This is a genomic window from Rhizobium sp. BG4, from assembly GCF_016864575.1.
Lineage (GTDB): Bacteria > Pseudomonadota > Alphaproteobacteria > Rhizobiales > Rhizobiaceae > Rhizobium.
The window spans coordinates 342,768-360,460 of sequence record NZ_CP044127.1; the positions used below are offsets into that span (position 1 = coordinate 342,768).

The following is a 17,693-nucleotide window of genomic DNA, read 5'->3' on the forward strand; positions in this document are numbered from 1 at the left end:
GAACCTCGTTCGATGATGGCGATCCAAGGTTAAGCTGATCTGCGCTCAGGCCCGAAGCCGAAAGCTGCGAGCATATCATCGGGTGGCTGGGGCCTGCCAAAGAGATAGCCTTGACCGGTTGCGCAATGGAACTCGCGAAGAAGCGCTTGTTCAGCCAAGCCCTCGACGCCTTCAGCGACGATCTCCAGCCCCAACCCATGGGCAAGGGAGACGATTGCCTTGACGATCTCGAAGACCCCGTGGTCCGCAGTCATCCTGCGAACAAATGACTGATCGATCTTAAGTTTGTCGAGCGGCAAATCAGCGAGATAGCTCATAGAGGAATAACCCGTTCCAAAATCGTCGAGTGCAATGGAAACACCGATCGCGCGAACCGCAGCCATTTTTGCCTGCGATCGGCCGCCATTGTCGAGGAACGCAGATTCGGTCAGCTCGACACAGAGTCGTGACGCCGGCAACCCACTCCTGGACAAAGCAAGGCTAATTTCCCCTTCCACATCGGCGCGCTCGAACTGAATTGGCGAGATGTTGACCGATACAGCACCCGTTGGCCAATGCATGGCGTCCGCACAAGCCTGCATCAGCACCCAGCGGCCGATATCGCAAATTATCCCGGAAGACTCTGCAATTGGGATGAACTCCGTCGGTGGGACGATGCCGAGTTCGGGGTGGCGCCAGCGCAAAAGTGCTTCCGCGCCGACGAAATGTCCCATCGCCAGGTCCACCTGAGGCTGGTAGAGCAGAAAGAACTGCCCTTCGCGCAGCGCACCCCTCATGTCGGCTTCGAGACGTCTGGAGCGGGCTTGTTGGAGCGCGACGGCCGGATCATAGATCGACCAGCGCCCTGACGTTTCCTTAGCGATGTCAAGCGCGGATTCGGCTGCGCGCAGAGAACTCGCCGAATCGACAAGCTCGGTGCGTGCTACGCCGAGCCGGACGACAACGGTGGCGGACATCTCGTCGAAGACGACAGGCTCCTCGAAAAGAGCCAGCAAAAGATCGGCTTGAGACGCCGGGTCGGCATCATCCCCGGCTCTCAGGATCGCGAACAGGTCGCCATCGATTCGCGCCAGCAGATCGCCTGGGAAGCTGGCGGCGAGCCGGGAAGCTACTGCCTTCAAGAGCTTGTCACCGACATCGCGGCCCAAAGTCGCGCACACGTCCGAGAAGCGTTCGATATCGAGAACCGCCACTACGCCGCCGCGTCCTTTAAGGCGTGCGAGGAACTCGCGGCGATTCAAAAGCCCGGTTAGCTCGTCCTTCTCGGCCATCGACTTGAGCTTCGCCTCGTATGCCTTGCGGGCGGTGACATCGCGGATAATGACGCACCCGCCGAACGAGGGTGCCGCTCGAAATCCCTTCTCCTCGACCGGAGAAAGGGTGATCGCCGCTTCATAGTTTGTTTCGCTTTCACCCCTGCGTCTGACAAACTCTACGATCGTGCTTTGGATCCTGCCGGGATCGGCCTCGTATAAAACAGCAAGATCACGGATCGCCGCCGTCACCGACTGTTCTGCGCTGCTCAGCAGGTTTGCGCCGGCCCCGACTCTCAGGATCGATTTGGCAGATTCACTGATTTCTGCGATTTTCATGTCGCCAGCGAAGGCAACAATTCCATCGGAGCTGTCGGCAATGATACGCCGCATGAGGCGGCGGGCGTTGCGGGCGTCGATGTTTGCAAGCGTCACCATCATCTGACCGAGATCTACCCGTTCGTTCAACGCGAGACCGCTTGCGAGCGCGAGCAGAAGCCAGGAGACAGTCGTCCCTGTCACGATGGCATAATCTTTCTGGAGAGCGTAGGCCGTCAATTCGCAGACGGCGCCTAATGTCAAGGCGAGCGCCGAAAGCTTGGCCAATCCAACGGAACGCGACGACAGGACGGCAGCGATTAGCGCGGCAGCAAGGAGAAGCTCCAATGGCCCTTGATCGACTTCGGTCAGGAGGCGGGCCTGGATCAGCGTCTCGGCTGCGAGAACATGAATAAGAGGTCCCGGCAAAACTCCATGCACCGGGACCGGAAAGATATCCTTCAGTTCGGTTGCAGAGGCGCCGACGACAATGGAACGTCCAGCAAGCTGACCGGCTGCTACCTTGCCGGTAAGGACATCCGCCAGTGAGTAAGTGGGCACGCTGCCGGGCTCAATCGAAAAGTCGATCAGCCGATGCCCTGACGTCTCCGGGCTTGCGCCGAGAGCCGAAGCTGCAGATGGCGTTGAAATGCCTTCGAAGGCGCTGCCTAAATCGAAATTGCGCACCGCGCCGTCGGCGTCTGTGGAGACGTTCGCAAATACCGGCCAGGCGTTGGACAGGAGCCGGGGGATGGGCCTGGTGACCACCGTCTCTCCTGAGGCCGCGGCGATCTGCTGGCGGAAGATCGGTAGAAGAACGCCTCCACCGGCGCGCTCCAGTGCCAATGCGATCGCGTTATCGTCATCGGCATCGGAGGGGGTGGAGAAATCGATATCGAGGAAGATGTCTGCTGCATTTGCAGCGATCAACTTGTCCAGAAGCGTGGCATAGATGCTGCGAGGCCAAGGCCAGACGCCGACCTCGTCAAGCGTTCGCTTGTCGATGGCAATGAATACAATCTTGCCGGAGGCTTCCCTTGGCGCCCATTGAAACCGCTTGTCGATCAGCCTTTGGTTGAGCGCCGTTAGCGCGGTCAGGCTGGGGGCGACGACCGGAAGTGCAAGCATGACGGTGATAAGCGCGGCGCGAAGCGCGATCGGGCCAGTGACTGCGTCATAGATCCGCCTAAGCGTCGCGCCGTAGCTTTTCACTTGTTGTTGCCTTTGCCGCTATTGCTGCCGTTTCCGTTATTGCCCTTGCCGCTGCTGTTGCCATTGCCTCCACCATTACCGTTGCTTTCATGGCCAGAGCTGCTGTCTTTACCGCCTCCGCTATTGGTCGAGCGATTGTGTTCCTTGCCGGACTTGCCCCCGCTGTCGTTGGCAGTGTTCTTGCTCGTATCCTGCGATCCCTTGCCCGATTTCTCTTTGTCTTCTGCTGAACCTTCGGTCTGGCCGGCGAAGGTGGTCGTTCCCACCGCAGGCACGACCGCGACGGACGGTGTAACGGCTATTATCGATGGGCGCGAGGCAGCACCATCGACTTTCATCCTCGTCTTTCGGTCGACAATGGCGCTCTGGCGCGGCCCGACATTGGCTTGCTGGCCGCTCGCGAAGGCGGTCACCTGCACGAGGCCTCGATCAACGGACACAGACGCTTTGGACCTTCCAACGCTCACATGGAAGATTGTGCTTTTTACAACAGCCGCTAGATAGGGCGTCTGCGCCGTCGTATGGGGCAGGCTTCGCCTTTCGATCTCCAGATCAAGCGCGCCCACCTGCTGAACGATTTCCGTTTTGCGCGGTGCAAAAAAGCCGGCTGGCTTGGTGGTGATTGCGGCCATCGTGTTAGGCTGAAAGGCGATGCTTTCCACGCCCCTTACCAGTCGCGCCTTTCCGCGAGGCCCCGTCGAGATCCAGGCGTGATTGGGAAGAATGTCGCCCGACTTTAAGTCCTTCCACGACATTTGATCCGTCGTATAGCGTACCTGGCTCGTTGCCTTGTCGACTTTCCAGTCATCGCTGCCAGCGATCGCCGAGACCGGCAAGAGGAAAAGCAGGACGACAAAACGAAGAACAACGCGCATTTCCACCCCCGTGTTATCGGAGCATTTAGGCATGGCATCTTTAAGAATCGTTTTAAGTTCGCGCCGAAGCTGACCGCAAACACGCAGTATGTACGGTATCGTACGGAGCCCTCAAAGATTCGTGATCGTGCTCGAGAGCGATCGACCGACTGCCTGTACACCTGACCTTCGTGCGCCGATCCATGCATCCGTCACGCTGCCCGTTAGCCAACGCGCTAGACGAAATCCTTCGTCAAGTCGCGGTAATACCAGCTGTGCAAAGCGTGCCTTGGCGGAAGCGTTCAAAGGCAGGCACCGTCGGGATGTTGCATCGCATGTCCATATTTCCAAAGATCGGTTTAACATATGCTTCGGCGCTCATGCTGCAAGGTCCGTGCAGGACGGGCTCGGCTTGAAGCAAACAGTGCCTGGCGCACCGCATGCGATGATGATTATGCGCTTGGGTACTCTCGCCGCCGCCTTTAAGCGCCGACAGCGTGGATGCCTGGGTGTCGGGTGGCATGTGGCTAAGCTTGCACCACGTCCTCAACTGGGATCCTGATCGTACAGCGCACGCCGTCGGTCTCAAAATCGAGCGATGCGCCGCCATTGGCCGAGTATTGAAGGCTGCGTGTAATCACGGTGTTTCCAAAACCGCGTCGGGTTGGCATCGAGACGGCAGGCCCACCAATTTCCTTCCATGAAACCTCAAAATATGTGTCACGGGCAGCCACGGATACGGCGATCTTGCCGGTTTCGATTGCCAGGGCGCCATATTTTACCGCGTTGGTCGCGAGCTCATGCACGACAAGCCCAAACGCAATGGCGGCACGCGGCAGAATTTCGATGTCGTCGCCGATCATCTCAAGTCGCGAACCGAGCTCGTTAACGTAAGGTGCCAGCTCGGTGGAAAGGATATCGCGAAGAAAGATCGAGGCCCAGGAGCGGTCAGCCAGAACGTTGTGGGTTGCAGCCAGTGCGTGGATCCGGCCAGAAAATGCCTTGCGAAAACCATCGATCGTCTCCTCGGTCGAGGCTGTCCGGTTAGAAATGGATACGACCAGTGCCAGCGTGTTTTTAACGCGGTGATCGAGCTCGCCCATAAGCAGCAGCTGCTGCTTCTCAGCTGCCTTGCGGCGCGACAGATCGACGAGTGTGACGACCGTCCCAATGCTTCCCTCGCCGACCATCAGCGCGGACGCACTGACGAGAACGTCCTTTGCGCCACGGCTGCGCGGTGCTATTGCCTCGATGCCCTGAATTGGTTGGCCACTGGCGACGACGTCAAGAAAATCGCCGCCCTGCATCAAGCCGGTCGCTCCTCTAAAATCGAGTGCGAATGCCTCGTCGAACGTAGAGCCGATCGGATCGGCACCGGCAAGCGACGATGCGGAGGCGTTGGCGTGGGTGACGACACCGTTGAGGTCGCAAACCACGACGGCCTCGACGGCCGAAGCAAGGATCGCAAGAGCTGTCCGCTCAGCCTGGGCACGCTTTTCGGCGTTGATGCGCGCGGTAACATCGGTGAAGGTGACGGCAACACCGGAATTTGTGCCAAGCGTCATTTCGCCGGCTGCTATCAGCAGGTGTCTTGCGCCATCGCCGCTGCCAAGCGTGACCTCGACGGCCGACGTCGCGGGATGCGCTGCTGAAATCAAGTCTCTCAGCGCCTTTGCGCCGTTCGCTCCAAGCGCTGTGAACAACACCGGCCCGTCCAGGGCGTCGCGAGCAACATCGACAAGGTCCGTCAGGGCTCTATTGGCGTAAAGCAGATTGCCGAACCTGTCGAAAGCCGCAGCGCCGAGGTTCATCGCCTCCATGAAAGAGCGATAGGACTCTACGCCTCCTTCGAGGGTGAAGACTTCCTCGCCATTCGCTTCATTGCGGACGACCAGCGCGTCGATTTCCCCCTCGCGTATAGCGCGGATGACCTCTTCCGCCTCCTCGAGGCGCCGGCGAAGGTCGGCATTCAGGCTTTCGGCCTTTGAGACCGTAGTAGACGTCATTCGCCTTCCACCTGAAGGCTGACCAGGACCTTCTCCGTGTTCGAAAGGTCGCCGATGATCTTGCGGATAGGAACTGGTAGTTCGCGCACCAGCGTCGGAATGGCAACGATCCCATGCTCACGCGCAAGCTGCGGCGACTTTCGAAGATCAACGACTTCGATCACATACTTGCCTGGAAGGCTCTCGGCGCAGATTCGTTCGAGGTTCTGGAGCGCAGCCAGCGACTTCGGGGTCTGGCCCGCAACATAAAGCGTGAGTTTCTTCGGCGTTCCGGTAGGTTGGTCTTCCATATCTTCCATCGTCATTCCGCCACGCGGCGGCTTTTCTCCATATCAGACCTATCCGAAGCAGCTTGGTCGAGATAGACCCGCTCGGCCTCAGCATCGAAATTCAATTCGGCCTCGTCGGCGTCAAGTTCTGCCTGAAGAGCCTCAATCTGGGCAAGCGTCCTGCGGCGTTTCTGCTTCAGCCGATCGGCCCGACGGATGACGTCCGCCCGACGCTCAAGCTCCGCCTTCCGAAGCCGTGCCTCTTCTGCCTGTCTCTGGGATCCCGTCAACGCCCTTCCATCGCCGATATATGGCGCCACAAGCTGGATTCCATTGTCTGACATGACAAATTCACGGACCTGATTAGAATGGGCCGTCCCGCGGGCCTTGAGCAGATAGAGCTCGCGGTTGAATTCACCGCCGACCTCGCGATTGAGCAACAATATCCAAGCGTCCATCAGCGACGATAGGCCGGCGTCCGTCTCCGTGACCCCTTCCTGGGAATGCATGAGGTGCGTGAAGACAGCGGTCGTACCGCGCGACTTGAGGAAATCGACCATGCGCAACAGCATCGATTGGACCTCAAGCGGATCTCCGCTTCCAACAAAGGCGGAAATCGGATCGAGGACAACAAGAGAGGGATCGAACTTGTTGATCTCGCGCAGCATGATGGCAAGGTGCATTTCGAGACTATAAAAGGTCGGCCGCACAGCGATATAGTGCATTCTTCCAGCGTCAATCCATTTCGCGAGATCGGTGCCGATCGAGCGCATGTTACGGACGGTCTGGTCAACCGACTCCTCGAAGGAACAATAGAGGGCTTTCTCGCCGGCCATACAGGCGGCGTTACAAAATGCGGCCGACAATGAGCTCTTGCCCGAGCCTGCAACACCGCTAATGAGAATGCTTGTTGCCCGGTGAAACCCTCCTCCCGACAGCATTGCGTCGAGATCTGGTACGCCTGATGATATACGATCGTTCGATACCTTGTGGTTCAGGCCCAGTGTGCTAACCGGCAGGACACTGAAACCGTCTTCATCAATCAGGAAAGGGATTTCGTTGGTTCCGTGGGCGGTACCACGATATTTGACGATCCGAAGGCGGCGGGTGGATATCTGGTTATGAACGCGATGGTCTAGCAGGATGACGCAATCCGAAACATACTCCTCAAGGCCCTGCCTGGTAAGTGACCCGTCGCCGCGCTCCCCCGTAATGATCGTCGTCAAGCCTTTGTCCTTCAACCAGTCAAAGAGCCGGCGGATTTCCGCGCGCAAAATGGCGGGGTTGGTAAATGCGGAAAAAAGACTTTCAATCGTGTCGAGCACGATGCGTTTTGCGCCGACCTGGTCTATCGCTAGTTCCAAGCGCAGGAAGAGACCTTCAAGATCGTAGTCGCCGATTTCCTCAAGTTCGGATGGATCGACGACGATATGCTCGATGTAGAGCTTGTCGGCGTCGATCAAGCTCTGCACATCGAAGCCGAGCGACGCGACATTGTTAACGATATCAACCGGCCGTTCCTCGAAGGTGACGAAGACGCCAGGCTCGTCATAGTCGCGAGCTCCGTTGAGGAGAAAGGTTGAGGCAAACAAGGTTTTGCCACAGCCGGCTGTGCCGCACACGAGCGTCGGTCGCCCCGTCGGAAGGCCGCCGAGCGTCAGATCATCGAAGCCGGCGATGCCCGTAAGCGACTTTTTGATCCCGGCGATATCAGCCATGTATGCGACGTCCTGTGATGTTCTTCTGAAGCTGTCGTATCTGAATGGTTTTCCGTTAGCAAATCGTCACTCGCGCTCTTCCTGCCCCCACCATCAAACTGCCCGTATCCGCCCGCGTCAATCAACCAGAAAAACCTCTCTAATTGAATAGCATAATCCATTATCGGTCTATTTTGGAACAATTTCCGCCGCGGCTGAATCGCGCGCTTCACACGAGTGGCTGCTGATGCTTGGGAGACAGTGTGTAGGGTGAACCCGGCACCGGCCCGCGATCGCTTCAATCGCAAAGCTGCCCGGTCCGGTTAGCTTTTAGGTGCACTGCGCCGGTATCGAAGTGGCGGACTGCCTGATCGCTTCAGAGACGTTTCTGTGATGCTGACGATTTTCTGTCAAAATCAGGAACAAGCCCGATTGACGGTGGTTGAGTCCCTGTCCTTCACAAAGCTCAAGGAGAAAATCATGCTTATGAAGATCATCGCCGCATCAGTCTTGTCGCTCGGCCTTGCAACATCCGCAATGGCTCAGGCTTCGGGTGGCGCCGGCTCCGCTACTGGCGGCACCTCGGGTAGCGGTTCCATTGGCTCTGGCGCGAATAGCGGCACGGGCACCAGTGGCTCCAGCAACAACGGGACCGTCAACCCCGGCGCCAATGGCTCCAACGGGAACGCGCTCGACCCCAATGCCACCAATTCCACGACAAATTCAGGCGCATCGACGAATTCGGGGACGAATAACGGTTCGTCCGACAGCGACAATTGCGCTCACACGACAACAACGCCAAACCACGATCCGTCGACGATGACGCCGCAGGAGCAGGCAAACTGCAAGTAAGTAAAAGCCCCGCTTCGGCGGGGCGCTTTCATCTTCCGGTCGGCGGAGAACTTGAGGTCGAAATCTTCGTCTGATCCGCGGCACCGAGCTTCACGACAAAGGCGCCGATGTCATCAGCCCAACCGGACGATAAACAGGGCCGGCATCGCTAGGAATCTCGCCGCCCAAGGGTTGCTCTTGTGGTCAGCGAACTGAATGAATCCCCAGTTGAATCTCTAATGCGTCCGGTATTCGCGCCGCCCCTGTTTTATTGACGGTACTCGAAGCGCGTTGACGCGCTTGTCTTATGATTTCCTTGCTTCTTGGTGAGATAAAGAAGCGCCGGAGAGGGTCGCCGCCCTCATCCGGCGATGGGGGACGGATCGTGGACGCGCAGGCCGCCATTCTTGCGAATGCCGGGCCGAACTAAAGTACGATCGCCCCCATCTTTTCCAATCGTCCTGAACGGATACCCGAGCTTCGGGCTCGGATGACAAGCATGGGAGATCAGAAAAGATGACTGACATTACCATCGGCGCGGACATCTCGAAAGACCATATCGATCTGCACAGCCTGCCGGACGGCGAAACGCTGAAGGTTGCCAATGACCGCAAGGGATTTGCCGCCATTGTCCGGTGGATCGGCACAAAGGATGTAGAGCGGATCGTTTACGAACCAACCGGTGCCTACCATAAGGCATTCGAGCGTTTCATGATGGTGCAAGGAGTTGCTCTCTCCAAGGTCAATCCCCGGCTTGCCAGACGTTTTGCACAGGCCACAGGCAGACTTGCCAAGACAGACAGGATCGATGCCGCACTGTTGGCTCGTTACGGCACGCTTCTTGAACCGCGTCTCCTGCAGGCAAGTGCGCAAATCCACAATGACCTGAAAGAGTTGCATATGGCGCGCCTTGCCCTGATCAAGGACAGGACTGCTGCAAAGAACAGGGCAAAGAATCTTTCCAACCCGCTCTTGAAGCGACACAACGGCGACAGGCTCCGGCAGGTCGAGCGGCAGATCAAGGCCGTGGACGACGCCATCATGGCCCTCATTGCCGAAGACGCGAACCTGAAGGCCAGGTTCGATATCCTCGTTTCAATTCCCGGCCTGTCGCAGGTCACGGCCTTCACACTCCTTATCGAAATGCCGGAACTCGGCGAGCTGGATGAGAAGGCCGCAGCAGCCCTTGCCGGTCTTGCCCCCATGAGCCGCCAATCCGGACGATGGACCGGACGCGCTTTCATCGCTGGCGGAAGGGCCATTGTCCGCCAGGCACTCTACATGCCGGCCCTCGCTGCCTGCCGCTTCAACCCGGATCTCAGCGTCAAATACGACCAACTCAAAACCGCAGGGAAAGCGCCAAAGGTCGCCATAACCGCGATCATGCGTAAGCTCATCGTATTGGCTAACGCACTGCTGCGAAAAAAACAGAAATGGGTCCCGAAGATGGCTTGATCAACACGGATACTTTAGTCGCGACTTGCCAACACTCTATCCGTCCTGCTGGTCCTTCGGTATTTTGACTGCGTCCCTGTCGTCCACCTTGAAGCTCGTCATGAAGCGCAATGTCGCGAAGGTCGCAATCGAGAGGACGACCGCAGTCTCATAGGCGCCCAGCCCAACTGCCGCGCCGATTGCACCCGTTGCCCACAGGCTGGCGGCTGTTGCAGTTCCCCTAATGCTGGCCTTGCCCACCAGAATTGCACCTCCGCCAATGAAACCCACGCCATTGATAATGCCCTCGACAATGCGCGCTGTCGCCTCCGCATTTTCGCGGGTGACCGTCTCAGCGGCCTGGATGAAGCCACAGGCCGCAAGTGCAACGAGAGGGAAGGTCCTAAGCCCGGCGCTTCGCTCGTTGCGTTCCCGATCCCATGCGATCGGAAGAGCTAGGGCGTATGCGACCACGAGGACACCGAGATTACGCAGAAGATCGATATGGACGCCAACACTGCCAAGCCAACTTTCCATCACTCACCCCCGTGCCTCACGCCGAAGATGGGAGCGTGGGGGCTTCCGACAAGAGGTGCCGTGACCTCGATGCCGCCCACGAACTAGCGATATCGGCACCAGCTTTGCCGACGGCATGGTGATCGAGCAGTGGATCTGCACCCTCGAAACGAACCGGACCAGAGGCGACAAGGTCTGAAGCTGCGCCGAAGGACGTGAATGGCGCGTTCCGGAAGTCCTGAGCTCTTCGGATTTTCAGGAACCGCAGTGGCTCGGAAGCTGTGGTTGCCTATTGTCTTACCTTGCCCCTACCGGCCTCAAAATCTGGGAACTAAAGGTCGGCGGCGTGCTTAGGTCAGCAGCGACGGCTATTGCTCTTCCAAGGCAGACCGCCGCTTCCCCAATCACCCAAGGGAAGACTCATGAGCAAGGAAAACGACAAGACGAGCGATGCTGAGCGAAGCGATCCCGCAGTTGCCGATCGGAACCGGGAGGAGCTTGCCAAGGAAGCGGCTCGTGGGCTGAAGAAAGCGTCCCAACAGGCATCGAAAGAAGGATCGAATGGCCCACGCTAGGATACGCCGCCCCCGTAGACGCGACATCCGGCGACATCACGATGCTGCTTCCTGGCGTCCTGGCAGCGGGCCTGAACGAAATTTCCATACGCCACGTCATTGCGGTGGCCGGTTCGCATGACCGGCCTTAGGGTCGCTAAGACCGGTCGTACCGCGCCAGCATTTGCCGGAGAAGCTGGTTCTCACGCCGAGCCTTGCGGCAAGCCTCTGCAACGGTTAGCGATGTCATCTCATGGTTGGAAGTCCCCGATGTTTCGGTTGCGGGAACTTCGACTCTCACGACCGATTCAGGCGCTGCCGCCGCGTTTCGCATCGGCGCTGTGTTTCCAGCCGAACTGGCCAAGGCGCTGTCGGCAGCGGTGGCCTCCCGCCCGAGCAGGTCCGCGATCCAGGCCACATACTTCGCACGTAACGGATCGTTGTGCGAGAGCGCACGCATTTTCGTCTCTGCCAGCCGTCTCTGATCTCGGTAAAGCGATATGGAGGATTTCAAACGCAGGCGCTCCGGAAACCCGAAACATAACGGGAACAAATACATCCTGCAACCCCTGGCCAATTTTACATGCGGCCTGATGGCCGGAAAACGAGCCCGTGGCAAGGCAGGGGCCGACCGCCGGCGGTATGTCGTCAGGCAATTAGTTTTTGAGAGGTCTATTTGACGCCGTGAAGACGGATGCGACCAGGTCAGTCTTGAAGATATTAATAACAACAATCCTCGACGCTCGGTTGCGGCTCAGCCGGGATCGGGTAACGCCTTCGAAGGGCGTTGCTCGCGGGGCTGGTATCCAGGTCAAAAAGCATCTCTGCCTTTGTTGTGGCCGAAAAGATTTCTATGGCGATGATCAGTTCTTCGCGGCCGCCGCGCTGATAAACTTCGGTCATTTTCGAAAGCTTCATGTCCGGTTCCAAAAACAGTGTGCTCACCACATCATGCTCAAAAGCGCGGCGGTGTCGCGTGACAACGGCGTGACATGGTCAAAGCATGGACTGGGTACGCGCTGTTCGAACAGCGTCGCCTCGGCGCGTCAACGCGCGGTACCGCAAGCCGCTGTTTTGATGGAACCACCCACGCTGTGCCGACATTGCTGAATGGAGGACGCTCTTTATCGTCAGCTTCCAAAAGACGGGACATTTGCATGGAAAATCATACCACAGAGGCCGTTACTTCTAATCCAACAGCGCTAGCGCAGATCGGAGCATTGCTCATTCACTACGGATTGGCTTTGGCAGGCGCAGTGGTCCTTCTGGTCGGCGGCTGGATTCTGTCCGGCTTTTTAAGCCGATGGGCCTATAAGGGTATATCTCGAATCCACGGGATTGATGAAACGCTCGCTCGTTTCTTTGAGAGCGTTCTTCACTACGGATTGCTGATCTTGGTGTTCGTCATGGTTCTCGGCCAGTTCGGGGTGCAGACAGCATCCATCGTCGCCGCTCTCGGCGCCGCAGGCTTGGCAATCGGACTGGCGCTCCAGGGTACGCTGCAAAACATTGCGGCCGGGATCATGCTGCTAGTACTACGGCCGTTCCGCGTAGGCGAATACATCGAGACGTCCAGTGTGAAGGGCCTGGTTCGAGAGATCGGCCTCTTTGCAACGGAGCTCAGAAACGCTGACGGCCTGTACCTGCTCGCTCCGAATTCGACGCTATGGAACACACCCATCATAAACCATAGCAGGGAAAAGGACAGACGCCAGGAGATGTCCGTCGCGATTGGGAATGACGCTGACGGCAACATGGTCAAGAGGCTGATTCTGGACATCATCTCGTCAGATAAGCGCGTGCGCTCCGATCCGCCACCTCGCGTTTTTGCGGACGATCTCAGTGCCGACAAGATCACTCTCAAGATCGAATACTGGGCATCCACGGGTGAATGGACGGAAACCAGGCACGCAATCATCGACGGTCTCAAGGCGGGGTTGGCCGCGAAAGGAATTGCTTTAAAGTGAAATGCTGGAGGGCGCTTGTTGCTCGAGACTGAATAGCCCCGAGATTTGTAGACACCTTCTTTCCTAATTTTGAGGCAAGAAGAGCATCATGAGCAAATCGAATTTCAGCGAAGAGTTTAAGCGGGACGCGGTGCGTCAGATCACGGAACGGGGCTATCCGGTTGCGGAGGTTTCGCAGCGGCTGGGTGTGAGCCCGCACTCACTCTATGAGTGGAAGAAGAAGTTCTCCTCCGTGTCTGGCAACCAGGGCAGCGACCAGGCCGACGAGATCAGGCAGCTTAAAAAGGAATTGGCGCGTGTCACCGAGGAGCGCGACATATTAAAAAAAGCGACCGCGTATTTCGCCAGGGATGCAAAGTGAAGTACGCGTTCATTGCACAGCATCAGCAGCGATTTTCGGTGCGGACGATGTGCCGCCTGTTGCGCATCCACCCCAGCGGCTTTTACGCTTGGCTCCGGATACCCTTGAGCAAGCGTGCCTGTGAGGACAAGCGCCAGATCGATCTGCTCCAGACGGCCTGGGAAGAGAGTGGCAGGGTCTACGGGTATCGCAAGCTTCATGACGACCTGCTCGATCACGGCGAGACATGCTGCCCCAACCGGGTTGCGCGTCTGACGCGGATTGCCGGGATAAAGGCTCAGATCGGCTACAAGCGACGTCCCGGAGTTTACGGCGGCAGGCCATCCATTGTCATCGACAACACGCTGGCTCGGCAATTCGACGTTGCTGCTCCGGACAAGGCGTGGGTCACTGACATCACCTACATCCGGACCAGCGAAGGCTTCGCCTATCTCGCGGTGGTGATCGATCTCTATTCTCGCCGTGTCATCGGCTGGTCGATGCAGAACCGTCAGACAACAGATGTCGTGCTGCAGGCGTTGCTGATGGCTGTCTGGAGGCGGAAACCAAAGGAAAAGGTTCTGGTGCATTCGGATCAGGGATCACAATTCACCAGCATGGACTGGGCAGCGTTCCTCAAGCACCACAATCTGGTTCACTCGATGAGCCGACGGGGCAACTGCCATGACAATGCCGTGGCTGAGAGCTTCTTCAATCTGTTGAAGCGGGAGCGAATACGCCGAAAGGTCTATCGCTCAAGAGACGAAGCAAGGCAGGACGTGTTCGATTACATCGAGATGTTCTACAACCCGAAGCGCAAGCATGTCAGAAACGGGATGCTGTCGCCCGTCGAGTTCGAAAGGCAGCAGAAAACGTAACCCGAGGGTGTCTACGAAACTCGGGGCTATTCAGACCTGCCAAGAATAGATCACCATTGAGGAGAGCTATCGGCCGAGCGGCCGCCTAGGCAAAGGGTGACTTGATTTCCGCCCCGCGGCAACGTCCTTCGTGAGTGGAACCTGTTCAAGGGTACATTCAGAGAGAAATTGCCGACCATCCTCATTAGCGACTTTGCGCAGGAGATAGGATGCCCAGCAACATGAGAATGTTGACCCAGGTCCGTCGCGTCGGCGTACGCGTCGGTAATGCATTTACTCTTCGTTTTGCGCACCGATTCATATGAGGAGGTCTTCGGCGAACGTTTACGACCCGGTGCCGACAGAACGCTCAAGTCAGGTTCCAACGGCCGAGATATGCTTGTTCCGGCCCCAACGAGCTGCCCATAGGATCGTACATCATCGATTTTACTACATAGTCCCTGCATGGCCAGAGCTTACCCGGAACGCGCAATCGCTGTTCCGGACCGGCCTTTTTTCCCCAAAAGGTTTCATACCTGAGCCGGCTGTTGTCGGGAGATAAGCATTTTTCGCGAGCAATTTGAGTGATACCCCTGCCGCATGCAGATGAATCGGTCTTGCCGCCAAGATCCCGCCAACGATTTCAAGAACTATGTTCATGTCGCCACGGATGCCGAAGCTAAACCGTTCCAGCGTAATCCGAAGCGTTAGGATGAGGGCGTATGGCCGGGTGACGGTGTTGCGACAGAGGCGAGAGCTACGCTTAACTCAGGGATGGCTTGCGGTTCAGACATCTGCGGTGGGCCTGGCAGGACTCGAACCTGCAACCAATCGGCTATGAGCCGACGGCACTAACCATTGAGCTACAGGCTCGCGCTCGCAGAAAGCGCGAATGGATTGGCATAGGCCCACAAATCGGCTTCCGGCAGTTGATAAAGCGGTCGGCGTCATCGCCGCACCAACGACTTGGCGATCTCGAAGATGTCGTCGCTGCAAGCGGTAGGGTTCTTTCGACTAGGCGATGCCGAGCCCGATCCTGCTGTCAGTGCACGGAGGACGGCCAGTTGCCCGCGAGCCGGTCGTAAAGGGATGGCCTGGATCTTCGGCGCTTTGCAACGGTCCAGTGCAAGCTGACGATCATCGTCATGCTGACGCATGCAAAGGCGGGTCAGCGGCATCATCGCGCCAAAGATCTGCATCATGACAGCGATGATCTTCGGGCCCACCGCTCCAATCGGTGGTAATATCAGTTTGAAATGTTGAGGGGCGTCACTATCGCGTATTTAGATACGCGATAGTGACAGTAATCTTGATCACCCGGCGGAATGGTGTAACTTTTCCGTATCTGTCATACGCGAAAGTTACATAGTGTGCCCCTGACGAAAAGCGCCGTATTGCGCTCGAGGACATGACATCCGTTCTGGGCGTTCGGGCGGAAGACAAAGCCACAGGCACCATGGAGCGGATTGCGGCAGCACTGCGTCCCCTCTCCACCGACACCGACACCGATTCGCTGCTGGTCTTGCGTCGGACCCTATTTGCGTGGTTGATCGCGGGCGGCGATATGCACCTGAAGAACATGGCCGTCCTGAAAATTGCTGAACCAGAGGAGATTTTAGCTCGGTCCGTATGGCGCCGCTCTATGACGCTGTAACAATGGGGGTGTTTCCGAACCTTCAGAATGACCTGAAAATCAGCGGCAAGGACGAACGGCTGAAAAGAGCGGATTTCCGGCGGTTTGCAGCGACGGCGGGTATTCCGGTGGCGGCGGCGGACACGGCCATGGATGAACTGGCGGCGACCCTTGCGCGCGGCGTGAGATGAGCTTGCTCTGCCGGACCCGCTGACAGACGGTTCAGTCGGCGCTGAACGGGCGGCGCAGATGCGGGCAATTGTCTGCCAGCGTTTGGCCGCATTTGATTAGCATGGAGCTAAATTCGACCTTGAGCGATGGGTCCCCCGGCAGGGCTCGAACCTGCAATCAATCGGTTATGAGCCGACGGCACTCACCATTGAGCTACAGGCCTGCCTTCCCTTCTTTATGCGCGTTCGCGCCAGCGATTGACGAACTCCGCAAGTTTCTCTCGCGGGCCGCTGTCAAAAGAACAGTGGGCAACTCTTGGAGGCCGCAGGTCGGCAATTCGTCCTCATCCCAGAACCGCTGCCATGCCTCTCGGACAACTCCGTATCCGATCCCAAGACGATCGGCCTCGCGCAGAAGCGCCTGTCCAAGGCCGGTTTCTTCAGAGATTGCTACGACTTGATCCATTGCAATAACTTTCATCAGGATTGAGAACGACTGCCGTCGTGTACTGCTCCCCCACTCTCTCAAATATCCGGAGAACCACGATCAGCCTCGTCCTCGGTCGATTTGACCCCGCTATCATCCGGCAAGCTGATGAGAATTAATCACGGGCGAGTTTCGTTGAATACTTGTAGCCGTCCGGAACCCCGAGCGCGAGGCCGCGTTTTTTAGCATCGGAGGACATGATGGAACATAGCCAATATAACTGGATCAGCATCAGAGCTCACGAGATATGGCAATCTGAAGGTTGTCCAAATGGGAAAGATCGCGAGCATTGGGCCAAAGCGGCCGAAGAATGGGAACACCGCAAAAGGCGGCTGGAGGTCCCCTACGAGGCGCTGCGGGAGCAAGTGAGGCGCGTTCTGGTGGTCGACGACGAGCCGCTGATACGGTTTGCTACCGTCGAGGCCCTGGAAGACGCCGGCTTCGAGGTCCTTGAGGCGGGCAACGCTGACGAGGCTCTCGTCCTTCTTCAACGGAATGATTTTGACGCTGTATTCACCGATGTGAATATGCCGGGAACGACGGATGGACTGGGGCTCACCTCCCTGGTGCGAGCCCGCTCGCCGCAGACTCGCGTCATCGTCACTTCTGGCCATGTTAGACTTGGTGCTTTTGACCTTGCGAGCGGCGTGTCATTTATTCCCAAGCCCTACACATATGACGCGATTGTCCGCATGCTGCAGGCACCAGGCTTCGGAACGCGATAGGCGACGTGAACCGGCGTCGCGACGACTGCTAGCGCGTGTTTTGACAGACAGGCAAGACCAACATTGCGACGACTTCGATCACGCCGGTTGAGTAGCAATGCATAGGGATCAAATAATCAAGGGGCAAGCCGCACCAAAAATCGACATGCTGGAGCGGGAGGCCTCAACTTTTACCAGCGGCACGTCGATGTCATCGAGTGTCACGATCGCTTTATGCGGGCAGATACCACTCCCGCGGTCGTGCGTTCCGCTTTCGACGAAAGTCCTGACCTTGCCTGCTACCCATTGCTCCCCGGCTAAACGATGCGGCGGGAGCAACGAATGCTCGCCGCCGCGGCTCTCCAAGGTCCGCCGCCTGCGCTCAGGAGCGCGGCGAACATAAAGCTATATGGCTCGGAACGGAAACTCATTTTCGCAGCTTTTTCGCGGCGTCGTCGTCCCTATCATATAGCTCTACGCACAGAAGCTCGGAGAAGCCCTTTGCCGTAGCCTTTCCAGAGGCTTGCGCTGTGGACAGGTTGTGGAGAACATGTGGAGGAACTGTGTGCAACGCCGCTTCCCGACGTTAAG

At 57.7% G+C, this 17,693-nt stretch carries 15 protein-coding genes, 2 tRNA genes and 1 pseudogene; 7 read left to right on the top strand and 11 right to left on the bottom strand.

The genetic code is table 11. The features are described 5' to 3' along the window. Positions 1–29: 29 nt before the first annotated feature. The 5 genes from F2982_RS29355 to kaiC all read right to left on the bottom strand — a co-directional run bounded on the left by F2982_RS29355 (position 30) and on the right by kaiC (position 7,630). The gene (locus tag F2982_RS29355) at positions 30–2,783 is read right to left on the bottom strand and encodes an EAL domain-containing protein (RefSeq protein WP_246777752.1); all 2,754 of its coding nucleotides are present in this window, start codon (positions 2,781–2,783) and stop codon (positions 30–32) included. Further along, the gene (locus F2982_RS29360; RefSeq protein ID WP_203431576.1) at positions 2,780–3,658 is read right to left on the bottom strand and encodes a hypothetical protein; all 879 of its coding nucleotides are present in this window, start codon (positions 3,656–3,658) and stop codon (positions 2,780–2,782) included. The genes F2982_RS29355 and F2982_RS29360 overlap by 4 nt, the downstream gene beginning before the upstream one ends. 506 nt (positions 3,659–4,164) lie before the next feature. After that, positions 4,165–5,643, bottom strand: coding sequence for an HWE histidine kinase domain-containing protein (locus F2982_RS29365; protein WP_203431577.1), 1,479 nt, complete (start codon positions 5,641–5,643; stop codon positions 4,165–4,167). Then, the gene (locus F2982_RS29370; protein ID WP_246777753.1) at positions 5,640–5,933 is read right to left on the bottom strand and encodes a circadian clock KaiB family protein; all 294 of its coding nucleotides are present in this window, start codon (positions 5,931–5,933) and stop codon (positions 5,640–5,642) included. Before F2982_RS29370 ends, F2982_RS29365 begins: the two co-directional genes overlap by 4 nt. An 11-nt stretch (positions 5,934–5,944) precedes the next feature. Beyond that, positions 5,945–7,630 (bottom strand): circadian clock protein KaiC, encoded by a 1,686-nt coding sequence (gene kaiC / locus F2982_RS29375; protein ID WP_203431579.1) that lies wholly within the window; start codon positions 7,628–7,630, stop codon positions 5,945–5,947. Between the two features lie 372 nt (positions 7,631–8,002). Between kaiC and F2982_RS29380 the strand changes: the two genes are divergently transcribed. Continuing rightward, on the top strand, positions 8,003–8,461 hold the full coding sequence (locus tag F2982_RS29380; RefSeq protein ID WP_203431580.1) for a hypothetical protein: 459 nt from the start codon (positions 8,003–8,005) through the stop codon (positions 8,459–8,461). A 495-nt stretch (positions 8,462–8,956) separates the two neighbouring features. Continuing rightward, complete coding sequence (locus F2982_RS29385) at positions 8,957–9,895, top strand: transposase (protein ID WP_203431581.1); 939 nt, start codon at positions 8,957–8,959, stop codon at positions 9,893–9,895. A 36-nt stretch (positions 9,896–9,931) separates the two neighbouring features. On the opposite strand, the gene F2982_RS29390 is transcribed toward F2982_RS29385, so the two are convergent. Further along, complete coding sequence (locus F2982_RS29390) at positions 9,932–10,411, bottom strand: MgtC/SapB family protein (protein WP_199629682.1); 480 nt, start codon at positions 10,409–10,411, stop codon at positions 9,932–9,934. A gap of 401 nt (positions 10,412–10,812) precedes the next feature. On the opposite strand from F2982_RS29390, the gene F2982_RS29395 reads away from it, so the two are divergent. After that, complete coding sequence (locus F2982_RS29395; protein WP_199629683.1) at positions 10,813–10,965, top strand: hypothetical protein; 153 nt, start codon at positions 10,813–10,815, stop codon at positions 10,963–10,965. Between the two features lie 699 nt (positions 10,966–11,664). Here the strand turns inward: F2982_RS29395 and F2982_RS29400 are convergent. Further along, the gene (locus tag F2982_RS29400) at positions 11,665–11,862 is read right to left on the bottom strand and encodes a hypothetical protein (RefSeq protein ID WP_199629684.1); all 198 of its coding nucleotides are present in this window, start codon (positions 11,860–11,862) and stop codon (positions 11,665–11,667) included. Between the two features lie 239 nt (positions 11,863–12,101). On the opposite strand from F2982_RS29400, the gene F2982_RS29405 reads away from it, so the two are divergent. Both F2982_RS29405 and F2982_RS29410 read left to right on the top strand, forming a co-directional pair. Then, positions 12,102–12,911 (top strand): mechanosensitive ion channel domain-containing protein, encoded by an 810-nt coding sequence (locus F2982_RS29405; RefSeq protein WP_203431582.1) that lies wholly within the window; start codon positions 12,102–12,104, stop codon positions 12,909–12,911. Positions 12,912–12,999: 88 nt separating this feature from the next. Further along, positions 13,000–14,129 (top strand): IS3 family transposase gene (locus F2982_RS29410; RefSeq protein WP_203431583.1). Its coding sequence is split into 2 segments (ribosomal slippage): positions 13,000–13,243 and positions 13,243–14,129, totalling 1,131 coding nucleotides; the frame shifts between segments, so codons are not numbered across the junction. Positions 14,130–14,908: 779 nt separating this feature from the next. Here the strand turns inward: F2982_RS29410 and F2982_RS29415 are convergent. After that, positions 14,909–14,981, bottom strand: a tRNA-Ile gene (locus F2982_RS29415). A 74-nt stretch (positions 14,982–15,055) separates the two neighbouring features. Continuing rightward, positions 15,056–15,310, bottom strand: a complete 255-nt coding sequence (locus F2982_RS29420; protein WP_203431584.1) for a hypothetical protein — start codon at positions 15,308–15,310, stop codon at positions 15,056–15,058. A gap of 170 nt (positions 15,311–15,480) precedes the next feature. Here F2982_RS29420 and F2982_RS29425 point away from each other — a divergent pair. Next, positions 15,481–16,032 (top strand): annotated as a pseudogene (locus tag F2982_RS29425) (HipA domain-containing protein); the annotation flags it as partial. Between the two features lie 27 nt (positions 16,033–16,059). Here the strand turns inward: F2982_RS29425 and F2982_RS29430 are convergent. After that, a tRNA-Ile gene (locus F2982_RS29430) sits at positions 16,060–16,133 on the bottom strand. Between the two features lie 462 nt (positions 16,134–16,595). Between F2982_RS29430 and F2982_RS29435 the strand changes: the two genes are divergently transcribed. Continuing rightward, positions 16,596–17,123, top strand: coding sequence for a response regulator (locus F2982_RS29435; RefSeq protein ID WP_246777754.1), 528 nt, complete (start codon positions 16,596–16,598; stop codon positions 17,121–17,123). Positions 17,124–17,231: 108 nt separating this feature from the next. Here the strand turns inward: F2982_RS29435 and F2982_RS29440 are convergent, their stop codons facing one another. Next, positions 17,232–17,468, bottom strand: coding sequence for a hypothetical protein (locus tag F2982_RS29440; RefSeq protein ID WP_130279523.1), 237 nt, complete (start codon positions 17,466–17,468; stop codon positions 17,232–17,234). Positions 17,469–17,693: the final 225 nt, after the last annotated feature.

What these genes read in the sequence shown, in the direction of transcription:
- F2982_RS29420 (WP_203431584.1), bottom strand. Translation starts at nt 15,310, where the DNA reads ATGATGCAGATCTTTGGCGCGATGATGCCGCTGACCCGCCTTTGCATG.
- F2982_RS29435 (WP_246777754.1), top strand. Translation starts at nt 16,596, where the DNA reads ATGATGGAACATAGCCAATATAACTGGATCAGCATCAGAGCTCACGAG.
- F2982_RS29370 (WP_246777753.1), bottom strand. Translation starts at nt 5,933, where the DNA reads ATGGAAGACCAACCTACCGGAACGCCGAAGAAACTCACGCTTTATGTT.
- F2982_RS29390 (WP_199629682.1), bottom strand. Translation starts at nt 10,411, where the DNA reads ATGGAAAGTTGGCTTGGCAGTGTTGGCGTCCATATCGATCTTCTGCGT.
- F2982_RS29365 (WP_203431577.1), bottom strand. Translation starts at nt 5,643, where the DNA reads ATGACGTCTACTACGGTCTCAAAGGCCGAAAGCCTGAATGCCGACCTT.
- F2982_RS29405 (WP_203431582.1), top strand. Translation starts at nt 12,102, where the DNA reads ATGGAAAATCATACCACAGAGGCCGTTACTTCTAATCCAACAGCGCTA.
- F2982_RS29380 (WP_203431580.1), top strand. Translation starts at nt 8,003, where the DNA reads ATGCTGACGATTTTCTGTCAAAATCAGGAACAAGCCCGATTGACGGTG.
- F2982_RS29385 (WP_203431581.1), top strand. Translation starts at nt 8,957, where the DNA reads ATGACTGACATTACCATCGGCGCGGACATCTCGAAAGACCATATCGAT.
- F2982_RS29395 (WP_199629683.1), top strand. Translation starts at nt 10,813, where the DNA reads ATGAGCAAGGAAAACGACAAGACGAGCGATGCTGAGCGAAGCGATCCC.
- F2982_RS29360 (WP_203431576.1), bottom strand. Translation starts at nt 3,658, where the DNA reads ATGCGCGTTGTTCTTCGTTTTGTCGTCCTGCTTTTCCTCTTGCCGGTC.
- kaiC (WP_203431579.1), bottom strand. Translation starts at nt 7,630, where the DNA reads ATGGCTGATATCGCCGGGATCAAAAAGTCGCTTACGGGCATCGCCGGC.
- F2982_RS29400 (WP_199629684.1), bottom strand. Translation starts at nt 11,862, where the DNA reads ATGAAGCTTTCGAAAATGACCGAAGTTTATCAGCGCGGCGGCCGCGAA.